This window comes from Pseudomonas sp. R4-84, assembly GCF_054130985.1.
Genome location: NZ_CP096390.1, coordinates 572,102 through 583,839 on the forward strand (window position 1 = coordinate 572,102; position 11,738 = coordinate 583,839).

At 59.1% G+C, this 11,738-nt stretch carries 14 protein-coding genes; 9 read left to right on the forward strand and 5 right to left on the reverse strand.

Features of this window, described 5'->3' with window-relative positions:
* The first annotated feature begins 40 nt into the window (after window positions 1-40).
* From rpe to M1D68_RS02595, 7 genes are all read left to right on the forward strand, one after another.
* A complete protein-coding gene (gene rpe, locus M1D68_RS02565) occupies window positions 41-715 on the forward strand; it encodes a ribulose-phosphate 3-epimerase (RefSeq protein ID WP_457969201.1) in 675 nt (224 codons plus the stop codon).
* The gene (locus M1D68_RS02570; RefSeq protein WP_457969203.1) at window positions 712-1,530 is read left to right on the forward strand and encodes a phosphoglycolate phosphatase; all 819 of its coding nucleotides are present in this window, start codon (window positions 712-714) and stop codon (window positions 1,528-1,530) included. Before rpe ends, M1D68_RS02570 begins: the two co-directional genes overlap by 4 nt.
* Window positions 1,531-1,600: 70 nt before the next feature.
* Window positions 1,601-3,082: an anthranilate synthase component I gene (gene trpE / locus M1D68_RS02575; protein WP_457969205.1), complete on the forward strand. Its 1,482-nt coding sequence runs from the start codon at window positions 1,601-1,603 to the stop codon at window positions 3,080-3,082.
* Window positions 3,083-3,167: 85 nt separating this feature from the next.
* The gene (locus M1D68_RS02580) at window positions 3,168-3,761 is read left to right on the forward strand and encodes an aminodeoxychorismate/anthranilate synthase component II (RefSeq protein ID WP_420764857.1); all 594 of its coding nucleotides are present in this window, start codon (window positions 3,168-3,170) and stop codon (window positions 3,759-3,761) included.
* A gap of 9 nt (window positions 3,762-3,770) precedes the next feature.
* Window positions 3,771-4,820 (forward strand): anthranilate phosphoribosyltransferase, encoded by a 1,050-nt coding sequence (trpD, locus tag M1D68_RS02585; protein WP_420764856.1) that lies wholly within the window; start codon window positions 3,771-3,773, stop codon window positions 4,818-4,820.
* Window positions 4,817-5,653, forward strand: a complete 837-nt coding sequence (gene trpC, locus M1D68_RS02590; RefSeq protein ID WP_434609230.1) for an indole-3-glycerol phosphate synthase TrpC — start codon at window positions 4,817-4,819, stop codon at window positions 5,651-5,653. The genes trpD and trpC overlap by 4 nt, the downstream gene beginning before the upstream one ends.
* A gap of 2 nt (window positions 5,654-5,655) precedes the next feature.
* Window positions 5,656-6,348, forward strand: a complete 693-nt coding sequence (locus M1D68_RS02595; protein ID WP_434609231.1) for a lipoate--protein ligase family protein — start codon at window positions 5,656-5,658, stop codon at window positions 6,346-6,348.
* On the opposite strand, the gene crp is transcribed toward M1D68_RS02595, so the two are convergent.
* Window positions 6,345-6,989, reverse strand: coding sequence for a cAMP-activated global transcriptional regulator CRP (gene crp / locus M1D68_RS02600; protein ID WP_420764853.1), 645 nt, complete (start codon window positions 6,987-6,989; stop codon window positions 6,345-6,347). The two genes, M1D68_RS02595 and crp, sit on opposite strands and share 4 nt — an antisense overlap.
* A 238-nt stretch (window positions 6,990-7,227) precedes the next feature.
* On the opposite strand from crp, the gene M1D68_RS02605 reads away from it, so the two are divergent.
* Complete coding sequence (locus M1D68_RS02605; RefSeq protein ID WP_008061600.1) at window positions 7,228-7,650, forward strand: OsmC family protein; 423 nt, start codon at window positions 7,228-7,230, stop codon at window positions 7,648-7,650.
* A gap of 238 nt (window positions 7,651-7,888) precedes the next feature.
* A complete protein-coding gene (speD, locus tag M1D68_RS02610) occupies window positions 7,889-8,683 on the forward strand; it encodes an adenosylmethionine decarboxylase (RefSeq protein ID WP_039590886.1) in 795 nt (264 codons plus the stop codon).
* An 81-nt stretch (window positions 8,684-8,764) separates the two neighbouring features.
* Here the strand turns inward: speD and coq7 are convergent, their stop codons facing one another.
* From coq7 to M1D68_RS02630, 4 genes are all read right to left on the reverse strand, one after another.
* Window positions 8,765-9,412 (reverse strand): 2-polyprenyl-3-methyl-6-methoxy-1,4-benzoquinone monooxygenase, encoded by a 648-nt coding sequence (gene coq7, locus M1D68_RS02615; RefSeq protein ID WP_420764852.1) that lies wholly within the window; start codon window positions 9,410-9,412, stop codon window positions 8,765-8,767.
* Between the two features lie 74 nt (window positions 9,413-9,486).
* Window positions 9,487-9,825, reverse strand: coding sequence for a histidine triad nucleotide-binding protein (locus tag M1D68_RS02620; RefSeq protein WP_305498431.1), 339 nt, complete (start codon window positions 9,823-9,825; stop codon window positions 9,487-9,489).
* A gap of 81 nt (window positions 9,826-9,906) precedes the next feature.
* Complete coding sequence (locus tag M1D68_RS02625; RefSeq protein WP_457969209.1) at window positions 9,907-10,695, reverse strand: SDR family NAD(P)-dependent oxidoreductase; 789 nt, start codon at window positions 10,693-10,695, stop codon at window positions 9,907-9,909.
* Window positions 10,696-10,757: 62 nt separating this feature from the next.
* Window positions 10,758-11,717, reverse strand: a complete 960-nt coding sequence (locus M1D68_RS02630) for a DUF805 domain-containing protein (protein WP_420764849.1) — start codon at window positions 11,715-11,717, stop codon at window positions 10,758-10,760.
* Window positions 11,718-11,738 lie beyond the last annotated feature (21 nt).

The window sequence follows — 11,738 nt, forward strand, 5'->3', positions numbered from 1 at the left end:
CAATGCGCGCCATCGTGATTTCGCTCAAAACAGGTGCGTCATGCAGCCCTTCGCTATTGCTCCGTCGATTCTCTCCGCCGACTTCGCCCGCTTGGGCGAAGAAGTGGACAACGTTCTGGCCGCCGGGGCCGACATCGTGCACTTCGATGTCATGGACAACCATTACGTACCCAACCTGACCATCGGCCCGATGGTCTGCGCGGCGCTGCGCAAGTACGGCATCACCGCGCCGATCGACGCGCACCTGATGGTCAGCCCGGTGGATCGCATCGTCGGTGATTTCATCGAGGCAGGCGCGACCTATATCACCTTCCACCCGGAAGCCACGTTGCATGTCGACCGCTCCTTGCAGTTGATCCGCGAAGGTGGCTGCAAGGCTGGCCTGGTGTTCAACCCGGCAACGCCCTTGGATGTACTCAAATACGTGATGGACAAGGTCGACATGGTCTTGCTGATGAGCGTCAACCCCGGCTTCGGCGGGCAGAAGTTCATCCCGGGCACCCTCGACAAGCTGCGCGAAGCCCGGGCGCTGATCGATGCCTCGGGGCGCGACATCCGGCTGGAGATCGACGGTGGCGTGAACGTGAACAACATCCGCGAAATCGCCGCGGCCGGCGCCGACACCTTTGTCGCCGGTTCGGCGATCTTCAATGCGCCCGACTACAAAGAGGTCATTGAGAAAATGCGCGCCGAATTGGCCCTGGCGCGCCCATGAGCGGTTTCGAGCAGCTGTTTCCCGGCAGCCTGCCGCGCCTGGTGATGTTCGACCTCGATGGCACGCTGGTTGATTCGGTCCCGGACCTCGCGGCAGCCGTGGACAGCATGCTGCTCAAACTTGGACGTCCCCCCGCTGGTATCGACGCGGTTCGCCAATGGGTTGGCAACGGCGCGCCCATGCTGGTGCGCCGGGCCCTGGCCAACCACATCGATGCCCAGGGCGTCGATGAAGCCGAGGCCGAGCGGGCGATGGAGCATTTCAACGAAGCCTACGAAGGCAACCACGAACTGACCGTGGTCTATCCCGGAGTGCGTTCCACGCTCAAATGGCTGCACAAGCAAGGCGTGGAAATGGCGTTGATCACCAACAAGCCGGAACGCTTCGTCGCGCCGCTGCTGGACCAGATGAAAATCGGCCGATATTTTCGCTGGATCATCGGCGGCGACACCCTGCCGCAGAAAAAGCCAGACCCGGCCGCGCTGTTCTTCGTGATGAAAATGGCCAATGTCCCGGCTTCCCAATCGCTGTTCGTCGGCGACTCGCGCAGTGATGTGCTGGCGGCAAAGGCGGCCGGAGTCAAATGCGTGGCGCTGAGTTATGGCTACAACCACGGCCGGCCGATCGCCGAAGAGTTTCCGACACTGGTGATCGATGATTTGCGCCTGTTAATTCCCGGTTGCCTGGACCCGGCCGCTGAGATAACGTTGCCCGACGCTGTTCAATCCTCTTCTGGAAACGCCATCGTGGTGGTCACTCGCAAACTCTGGATGAAAGTCATGAAGGCCTTGGCCCGCTGGCGTTGGCGCGCCTGACTTGTTCCTGGCCGGTTATCCGGCGCGTTTGCATACCTGACTGACAGCTCCTCTTGCCACGAGGCACCCCATGATCCGCGAAGAATTCCTGCGTCTAGCCGCTGCCGGCTACAACCGCATCCCGCTCGCCTGCGAAACCCTGGCCGACTTCGACACGCCGTTGTCGATCTATCTCAAGCTGGCTGACCAGCCCAACTCCTATCTGCTCGAATCGGTGCAGGGCGGTGAGAAATGGGGCCGTTATTCCATCATCGGCTTGCCGTGTCGCACCGTGTTGCGGGTGCATGGCCATCACATCAGCGTGACCCAGGACGGCGTTGAGATCGAAAGCCTCGAAGCCGAAGACCCGCTGGCGTTCGTCGAGACCTTCAAGGCTCGCTACAACGTGCCGACCATCCCCGGCCTGCCCCGTTTCAACGGCGGCCTGGTGGGTTATTTCGGCTACGACTGCGTGCGCTATGTGGAGAAGCGCCTCGGCACTTGTCCCAACCCTGATCCGTTGGGCGTACCGGACATCCTGTTGATGGTCTCCGATGCGGTTGTCGTCTTCGATAACCTGGCGAGCAAGATGCACGCGATCGTCCTGGCCGATCCGTCTCAGGAAGATGCCTACGAGCAAGGTCAGCAAAGCCTGCAGGCGCTGCTGGAAAAACTCCGCCAGCCGATCACGCCACGCCCAGGCCTGGATTTCAGCAAGCAGTCGGCGACCGACCCGGTGTTCCGCTCCAGCTTCACGCAGGACGATTACGAACGGGCCGTCGATACCATCAAGGAATACATCCTCGCCGGCGATTGCATGCAAGTCGTGCCGTCGCAACGGATGTCCATCGACTTCAAGGCCGCGCCTATCGACCTCTACCGGGCGCTGCGCTGCTTCAACCCCACACCCTATATGTACTTCTTCAATTTCGGCGACTTCCACGTCGTGGGCAGTTCGCCGGAAGTGCTGGTGCGAGTCGAAGACAACCTGATCACCGTGCGTCCGATTGCCGGCACTCGTCCTCGCGGCGCCACGGAAGAAGCGGATCGGGCTCTGGAAGAAGACCTGCTGTCGGACGACAAGGAAATTGCCGAACACCTGATGCTGATCGACCTTGGCCGCAATGACACCGGGCGGGTATCGGAAGTGGGTTCGGTGAAGCTCACCGAGAAAATGGTCATCGAGCGCTATTCCAACGTGATGCACATCGTGTCCAACGTCACCGGCCAGTTGAAGGCCGGATTGACGGCCATGGATGCGTTACGGGCGATCCTGCCGGCGGGGACCTTGTCTGGCGCGCCGAAAATCCGGGCGATGGAAATCATCGACGAGCTGGAACCGGTCAAGCGCGGTGTGTACGGCGGCGCGGTGGGTTATTTCGCCTGGAACGGCAACATGGACACGGCCATCGCCATTCGTACCGCGGTCATCAAGAACGGCGAACTGCATGTACAGGCGGGCGGTGGCATTGTCGCCGACTCTGTGCCCGCGTTGGAGTGGGAAGAAACCTTGAACAAGCGTCGGGCGATGTTCCGCGCCGTGGCGTTGGCGGAGCAGACTTCAGGCAACTGAATCGCTCCCCGACAACCTGTGGCTCGGAGCTTTTTCGCGCTCCGAGGCCGTATTTAAAGTCAGTGAATCCAAAGGTTGCTACGCCATGTTGCTGATGATCGATAATTACGACTCCTTTACCTACAACGTTGTGCAATACCTCGGCGAGCTGGGCTCCGAGGTCAAGGTGGTGCGCAACGACGAGCTGACCATCGCCGAGATCGAGGCCCTCAAGCCCGAACGTATCGTGGTCTCGCCCGGCCCGTGCACGCCGACCGAAGCGGGCGTGTCCATCGAGGCCATCAAGTATTTCGCCGGCAAATTGCCGATCCTCGGTGTCTGCCTGGGCCACCAGTCCATCGGCCAGGCGTTCGGTGGCGACGTCGTGCGCGCCCGGCAAGTCATGCATGGCAAGACCAGCCCGGTGTTCCACCAAGACAAGGGCGTATTCGAAGGCCTGAATCATCCGCTTACGGTCACTCGCTACCATTCCCTGGTCGTCAAGCGCGAAACCTTGCCTGACTGCCTGGAATTGACCGCCTGGACCCAGCGCGAAGACGGCTCGGTGGACGAGATCATGGGACTGCGACACAAGACGTTAAATATTGAGGGTGTGCAATTCCACCCCGAGTCTATCCTCACAGAGCAGGGCCACGAGCTGTTCGCCAACTTCCTCAAACAAAGCGGCGGCACGCGCTAAGGACTTTTCATGGATATCAAGGCAGCCCTGAACCGTATCGTCGGCCAGCTCGACCTGAGCACCGATGAAATGCGCGACGTGATGCGCGAAATCATGACCGGCCAATGCACGGATGCGCAGATCGGCGCGTTCATGATGGCCATGCGCATGAAGAGCGAGAGCATCGACGAGATCGTCGGTGCAGTCACGACCATGCGTGAATTGGCGGACAAAGTTGAACTCAAGACGCTGGACGGCGTGGTGGATGTCGTGGGTACGGGGGGCGATGGCGCCAACATCTTCAACGTTTCCACGGCCTCGGCGTTTGTGGTTGCGGCAGCCGGCTGCACCGTCGCCAAACACGGCAATCGCGCTGTCTCGGGTAAGAGCGGCAGTGCCGACTTGCTGGAGGCCGCCGGTATCTACCTGAACCTGACGCCAGTCCAGGTGGCCCGGTGTATCGATAGCGTCGGCATCGGTTTCATGTTTGCCCAGACCCACCACAGCGCCATGAAGCACGCGGCGGCACCGCGCCGTGAACTGGGGCTGCGCACGCTGTTCAACATGCTCGGCCCGCTTACGAATCCGGCCGGCGTGAAGCACCAGGTCGTCGGGGTATTCAGCCAGGCGCTGTGCCGCCCCTTGGCCGAGGTCCTGCAGCGCCTGGGCAGTAAACACGTATTGGTGGTCCATTCCAAGGATGGCCTGGATGAGTTCAGTCTCGCCGCGCCGACCTTCGTGGCTGAGCTGAAAAACGATCAGATCACTGAATATTGGGTCGAACCTGAAGACCTGGGCATGAAGAGCCAGAGCCTGCATGGCCTGGCGGTGGATGGACCGGCCCAGTCGCTGGAGTTGATCCGCGATGCCCTGGGACGTCGTAAAACGGAGAATGGCCAGAAAGCGGCGGAAATGATCATGCTCAACGCGGGTGCCGCGTTGTACGCCGCTGATCACGCCAGCAGCCTCAAGCAAGGCGTAGAGCTCGCCCACGATGCATTGCACACCGGGCTGGCCAGGGAAAAACTGGAAGAATTGGGCGCATTTACCGCCGTATTCAAAGTGGAGAATGAAGGATGAGCGTGCCAACGGTTCTGGAAAACATTCTGGCCCGCAAAAGGCAGGAAGTCGTCGAGCGCAGTGCCCGGGTCAGTCTGACCGAGCTTGAAGCCCTCGCACGTTTGGCGGACGCGCCACGTGGCTTTGCCCAGGCATTGATCGACCAGGCGAAGAGAAAGCAACCGGCGGTAATCGCCGAGATCAAAAAAGCTTCCCCCAGCAAGGGCGTGATCCGGGAGCATTTTGTTCCGGCCGACATTGCCAAGAGCTACGAGAAAGGCGGCGCGACCTGCCTTTCGGTGCTGACCGATATCGATTTTTTCCAAGGCGCGGACGATTACCTCAAACAGGCTCGGGCGGCGTGCAAGTTGCCGGTCATCCGCAAGGACTTCATGATCGATCCGTATCAAATCGTCGAGGCGCGAGCGTTGGGCGCCGATTGCGTGCTGTTGATCGTATCTGCCCTGGACGACGTGAAGATGGCCGAGTTGGCTGCAGTCGCCAAGGACGTTGGCCTGGATGTGCTGGTGGAAGTTCATGATGGCGACGAGCTGGAGCGTGCCCTCAAGACGTTGGACACCAAACTGGTTGGCGTGAACAACCGCAACCTGCACACCTTTGAAGTCAGCCTGGAGACGACCTTGGACCTGTTGCCACGGATCCCCCGTGATCGGCTGGTCATCACCGAGAGCGGCATCCTCAACCGGGCCGATGTCGAGTTGATGGAAGTCAGCGATGTGTATTCGTTCCTGGTGGGCGAGGCGTTCATGCGGGCTGAAAGTCCGGGCACGGAATTGCAGCGGTTGTTTTTCCCTGAGCGCGGCGTTCCGGTAAGCGGCTCGACGCTGGACTGATGATGCCTCCAGCCATAGCCTTCACCGTTGAAAACGGACTCCAAGCCGAACAGGATCTGCTGGCCAGCATCTGCGCCGGGGACGCTGAGTCCGGCTTGCTGTTCTGGCAGCCCAGCGACCGCGCGTTGGTCATGCCGCGGCGCTTGAGCCGTTTGCCTGGCTTCGAGCTGGCTTGTGAAGTATCGGCCGCCAATGGGTGGCCCGTGCTGTTGCGTGAGACCGGCGGTGAGCCGGTGCCTCAATCCGCTGCCACCGTCAATATCGCGTTGGTCTACGCCCCACCGCGAAGCGAGGGTGACCACGGTCGGATCGAAACCGCTTACCGCCGCTTGTGCGATCCCATCTGCCAGTTGCTCGATGAGTTGGGCGGGGTCGCTTCGCTGGGTGAAGTGGAGGGCGCGTTTTGTGACGGGCGCTTCAATGTCAATCTTGACGGTCGCAAGATGGTCGGCACTGCGCAGCGCTGGCGCCAGAGCAAGGGCGGGCAACGGCCTGTAGGGCTGGTGCATGGCGCGTTGTTGCTGGAAGACGAACGCGACTGCATGGTGGATGCGGTCAATCGTTTCAATGAGGCGTGTGGCCTGGAGCAGCGCGTGCGCGCCGAGAGCCACATCGCCCTCCATGAAAAATACCCGGCGCCTCACGCGCTGGAACGGCTCCAAACGCTCTATCAGAACTTGCTCGACAGCCTTTAGCGGGTTCCGAACACCACCATGGTCTTGCCTTTGACATTGACCAGGTTACGTTCTTCCAGATCCTTGAGTACCCGGCCGACCATTTCCCGCGAACAGCCCACGATCCGACCGATTTCCTGGCGGGTCACCTTGATCTGCATGCCGTCCGGATGAGTCATGGCGTCGGGTTGCTTGCACAGTTCCAGGAGGCAGCGGGCAACGCGGCCTGTTACATCAAAGAAGGCGAGGTCGCCGACCTTGCGAGTGGTGTTGCGCAAGCGCTGTGCGATTTGTCCACTTAGGACGTAAAGGATGTCCGGGTCTTGCTGCGACAGTTCCCGGAACTTGCCGTAACTGATTTCCGCAACTTCGCATTCGACCTTGGCTCTCACCCAGGCACTGCGTTCCTGCTCTTTCCCCGCCTGTTCGAACAACCCTAGCTCGCCAAAAAAATCCCCTGAATTGAGGTAGGCGATGATCATCTCTCGCCCATCGTCATCTTCAATCAGGATAGTGACCGAGCCCTTGATGATAAAAAACAGCGTGTCGGAACGATCACCTGCGCAGATGATGTTGTGCTTGGCGGGGTAACGGCGACGCTGGCAATGCATCAAGAGTTTGTCGAGATTCTTGATCTTGGACGTGGGAGTAATAGCAACCATGGTTGTGTCCCGGAAAACTGCGCTTTGTGTTGGTTTGGTGTTGTTGTGGGTGCGAATAGCTTTCGCAAAAAAAGCTGGCCATACGCCAGCGATTGGGCGCCAGCTTAACAGAGGCGTTCAAAATTGATTCGAGAATTTACTTAGCTGTATCAGCTCCAAGTAACGCCAGGCGACCGCTGCCATGACGGGGCCCTGTGCTAAGCTGGCGCCCCCTTTTTTTGACAGTGGAGTCTTGGCGATGAAGGCACGCATCCAATGGGCTGGCGAAGCCATGTTCCTCGGTGAGTCGGGCAGTGGTCATGTAGTTGTCATGGACGGCCCGCCGGATGCCGGAGGTCGGAACCTGGGTGTTCGACCAATGGAAATGCTTCTGCTGGGTGTGGGTGGCTGCAGTAATTTCGACGTGGTCAGCATCCTCAAGAAGTCGCGCCAGGCAGTGGAAAGCTGCGAAGCTTTTCTGGAAGCCGAGCGCGCGACCGAGGATCCAAAGGTGTTCACCAAGATCCATATGCATTTTGTGGTAAAGGGCCGAGGGTTGAAGGAGGCCCAGGTCAAGCGCGCCATTGAGCTGTCGGCGGAGAAATACTGCTCGGCCTCGATCATGCTCGGCGCGGCAGGCGTCGAAATCACCCATGATTATGAAATCATCGAGTTGGGTTAAATCGACATCCAACCATCACAAAAGCGGTGCAAGCTCTGGCGATCAGAAGCTGACGTCTGCATAATGCGCCACTTTTTTCAGGGCAGTGATCGGCCAGAGGCCGCTCACTTGTCTGGACAGACAACCAAAATCGCCATCGCGAAGAGGTGTTAACCGTCCTACGCAGGTGCGTCGTTCGCATCTGACGGGCATGCTTGATCACGCGGCCAGGCCGCAATACACAGAGAGTTTTCAAACGGTGAAAAGCAAACTCAAGCTCCATGGGTTCAATAACCTGACAAAGACCTTGAGCTTCAACATCTATGACATCTGCTATGCGGAAACCCCGCAAGACCAACAGGCCTACGTCGAGTACATCAATAAAGAGTACAACGCCAAGCGCCTCACGCAGATCCTCACGGAAGTTGTCGATATCATTGGTGCCAACATCCTGAACATCGCCAGTCAGGACTATGAACCCCAAGGCGCCAGCGTGACCATTCTGATCTCGGAAGAGCCGGTGACACCGACCGACAGCCAGATCGAAGAGTCGCCGGGCCCGTTGCCTGAAATTATCCTGGCCCACCTCGATAAGAGCCACATCACGGTACACACCTACCCGGAAATTCATCCGGTGGACGGTATCGCGACGTTCCGAGTGGACATTGATGTGTCGACCTGTGGCGTCATTTCACCGCTCAAGGCGCTCAACTTCCTGATTCACCAGTTCGATTCCGACATTGTGACGGTGGATTATCGTGTGCGTGGGTTTACCCGGGACGTGGAAGGGCACAAGCACTTCATCGATCATGAAATCAACTCGATCCAGAACTACCTCTCCGAAGACACCCGCGACGCGTACCAGATGACCGACGTGAACGTGTATCAGGAGAACCTGTTCCACACGAAAATGCTCCTCAAGGACTTCGAACTGGACAACTACCTGTTCGGTGACGCCACCAGCAACCTGTCCATCGAACAGCGTGGCCAGGTGGAAGAGCGCGTGAAACACGAAATGCTGGAGATCTTCTACGCGCGCAACATGCCGCGCTAAGGTTTCGGCTGAAAAAAAGGCGACTGCCCTGAATGGACAGTCGCCTTTTTTGGTTTTGAAGGTTTGGTTCCGCGTCCGCTGTCAGATCCGATAGGTGCTCTTGGTCATCACTTTGGCCAACAAGCTCATGCCGAATTTGACGGGGGCCGGGAATCGGAAGCCGCCTGCATCGAGCGCGCTTTCAGCATGATGTTCTTCGTCCTGGCGCATCTGTTCGAGAATCGCCCTGGACTTTTCGTCCTCGGCCGGCAATTGCTGCAAATGTTCGTTCAGGTGCTTGCACACTTGATGTTCGGTTGCCGCTACGAATCCGAGGCTGACCTTGTCGCTGATCAACCCGGCGACTGCGCCGATCCCGAAAGACATGCCGTAGAACAAGGGATTCAGCACGCTGGTGTGGCTTCCCAGTTGGTGGATACGTTGCTCGCACCAGACCAGGTGATCGATTTCTTCCTCGGCGGCCTGTTCCATCGCCTCCCGGACCTGCGGCAGTTTCGCCGTCAACGCCTGGCCCTGGTATAGGGCCTGGGCGCATACTTCGCCGGTGTGGTTGATGCGCATCAGCCCAGCGACATGGCGAGTCTCTTCATCGCTCATCTGCACTTCCGGCTGCACGATTGCCGGTGATGGGCGGTACGGTTGGCCACTGAAAGGCAGCAGCGTGCGCATCGCGGTATCGGCCTGCAGCAACAGACGGTCAATGGGCGAGTAGTGACGTTGGGTAGTCATGCTTACCTCCGGAAAAAATCACGGCGGCCAGTCTAACTCAATCGGCCGCTGAGGATTTGCGTTGGAACAGGGTATCAACCCGGCGGCCAGTTCATCTGGCGCTGTCCCAGCACGTGCATATGGATGTGATAGACAGTCTGCCCGCCAAGTTCATTACAGTTCATCACCACGCGGAAGCCTTCCTCGCAGCCAAGTTCGAGCGCCAGGCGCTGGGCGGTGAACAGGATGTGCCCGGCCAGTCCCTTGTCTTCCTCGGTCAGGTCGTTGAGGGTTCGGATCGGCTTTTTCGGAATGACCAGGAAGTGCACCGGAGCCTGTGGGGCAATGTCATGGAAGGCCAGGACCTGATCATCCTCGTAAATGATCCTGGCCGGGATTTCCCGGTTGATGATCTTGGTAAACAGAGTATCCACAGCTGTTTCTCCGTTGAGTTGTTTGAGCCAAGTTTACTGAAGGCTCGGTCATCGAGCCCGGGTTTTTCAGGGGAAGGGGCTTCAACGTGCGTAACAGGCTCTGTTGGATCGGCCGGCGAGGATTCGAACCAGCCAGCGCGGCCCGAGTCGTGGCAGCAGGGCAATCCAGCGATTGCGGCGCCCAGGAATGATGATGGCCCGGTTTCTTTCCAGTGCGCGGACGGCGTACAGCGCGACCTCCTCAGGGGGCATCGAGTTGTTAGTGCTGCGCAGCGTCTTCCCGTCGGGCTGGGCCTTGCTAAAAAAGGCAGTTTGGGTGGGGCCTGGGCAAAGTACGGATACGTTGATTGCATATTTCTTCAGCTCTATTCGAAGGGCTTCGGAGAAGTGCAATACATAGGCTTTGCTGGCGTGATAGGTGCTCATCCAGGGGCCAGGCTGGAACGCTGCGATAGAAGCAACGTTGAGAATCTGACCGCCTCCGTGCAACGCCATGCTATTGCCTACGGCATGACAAAGGCGGGTCAGGGCAAGGATGTTCACCTCGATCAGGTCTTGCTCGGTCATCCAGTCCTGGCCCAGGAACGGACCGCAGGTGCTGATGCCGGCGCAGTTGACCAGCAGGTCGATCTGGCGTTCACCTTCCTCCAGCTCGAGTAGGAAACCTGAAAGCCGCAGGGGCTCGCTCAGGTCGCAGGCCCGAAACAAAACCTCCACGCCAAATCGTTGGGTCAGTTCGATCGCAATGCTTTCCAGCCGATCGCGCTGTCGAGCTACCAGTAACAGGTTGCGCCCGCGCCGAGCCAGTGCTTCGGCCATGGCCAGGCCGATACCACTGGAGGCGCCAGTGATCAGAGCGTAACGGGTCATGCAGTTCTCCATCGCAACGGCTTCGCGCCGGTGGATGGGGCAGTCACCGGCACGAAGTACGCTTATTGTTCCTCTTCTTCTTGATAGTCTACAGAAGGCGAGGCGGGCTCGGCTGCCTCGACGGCGGGTTCTTCGGCGCTCTGGTCGCTGTATTCGCTGCTCTCATAGCTGCTTACGTCGCTGCTGTCGTAATCCTGGAGGGCTCCGAAGATGCCGGCAAACGTGGCCATGAAAATCAACACGATCATCACCAGCCAGAGCGACGCAAGTACTTTGACTGCCGTGGTATTGCGTGGCGGAGGTGGGCCGTATTGGTTTGCGCCGGTATTGCCCGGGGCGATGATGAGGATGAACGGGAAAATACTGCCCACGAAAGGCACGAGGTTGATCAGCCACAACCAACCTGACCAGCCGAGATCATGCAGGCGCTGGACGTTGAACTGGATACTCACGAAGGCAAAAGCCAGCACAACCACGGCAGCGACCAGGCCGCCGACGATCAGCCCCGCTATCGAATCGGAAGCGAGCAGCCAGGTCGTGGCGAGCCAGAATCCCAGGCCGACCAGCGGCAGGACGGCCAGAGTCAAAACCATGGTCCATGCCAGGTAGCGCAGGCGCCCGATACGGCCTTCGAAACTGAAGGGCTTGAGCGTGCCGTACTCGGCGAATGCTTCACCTACCTGTGCCCGAGGAGGCGCGTAGGGAGAGACTGGGTCGATGACCGACTCGGGATGACGCGCACTCGACTGGGGCGATTCCTGCACTTCGCCAAGGTTCAGTTGGAGGGACGGTTCCGTTTCGATCCGTGCATCGATCCCGGTTTTATGGAGCGCTTCCAGATACTGCTGCGCTTCATTCTGGGAGAGGTTGTGCTTCAGGGACACTTTGCGACCGCTGAACAGACGTTCTATGGCACTGACATCGCTTTTGAACAGTTCGGCGAGATTGAGCTTGGCGGTAGTTGTATCGACGCCAGGCAGCAAAGCCCCGTCGAATACAATGTTGAAGCGGTTTTCGCTCATGCCTGGCATCCTTGTCTTTCC

Bases quoted from the DNA above. Each gene is read 5' to 3' on its own strand.
- coq7 (WP_420764852.1), bottom strand. From the start codon at position 9,412: ATGACTACCCAACGTCACTACTCGCCCATTGACCGTCTGTTGCTGCAG.
- crp (WP_420764853.1), bottom strand. From the start codon at position 6,989: ATGGTTGCTATTACTCCCACGTCCAAGATCAAGAATCTCGACAAACTC.
- M1D68_RS02595 (WP_434609231.1), top strand. From the start codon at position 5,656: ATGCCTCCAGCCATAGCCTTCACCGTTGAAAACGGACTCCAAGCCGAA.
- rpe (WP_457969201.1), top strand. From the start codon at position 41: ATGCAGCCCTTCGCTATTGCTCCGTCGATTCTCTCCGCCGACTTCGCC.
- M1D68_RS02580 (WP_420764857.1), top strand. From the start codon at position 3,168: ATGTTGCTGATGATCGATAATTACGACTCCTTTACCTACAACGTTGTG.
- M1D68_RS02570 (WP_457969203.1), top strand. From the start codon at position 712: ATGAGCGGTTTCGAGCAGCTGTTTCCCGGCAGCCTGCCGCGCCTGGTG.
- trpE (WP_457969205.1), top strand. From the start codon at position 1,601: ATGATCCGCGAAGAATTCCTGCGTCTAGCCGCTGCCGGCTACAACCGC.
- trpC (WP_434609230.1), top strand. From the start codon at position 4,817: ATGAGCGTGCCAACGGTTCTGGAAAACATTCTGGCCCGCAAAAGGCAG.
- trpD (WP_420764856.1), top strand. From the start codon at position 3,771: ATGGATATCAAGGCAGCCCTGAACCGTATCGTCGGCCAGCTCGACCTG.
- M1D68_RS02605 (WP_008061600.1), top strand. From the start codon at position 7,228: ATGAAGGCACGCATCCAATGGGCTGGCGAAGCCATGTTCCTCGGTGAG.
- M1D68_RS02625 (WP_457969209.1), bottom strand. From the start codon at position 10,695: ATGACCCGTTACGCTCTGATCACTGGCGCCTCCAGTGGTATCGGCCTG.
- M1D68_RS02630 (WP_420764849.1), bottom strand. From the start codon at position 11,717: ATGAGCGAAAACCGCTTCAACATTGTATTCGACGGGGCTTTGCTGCCT.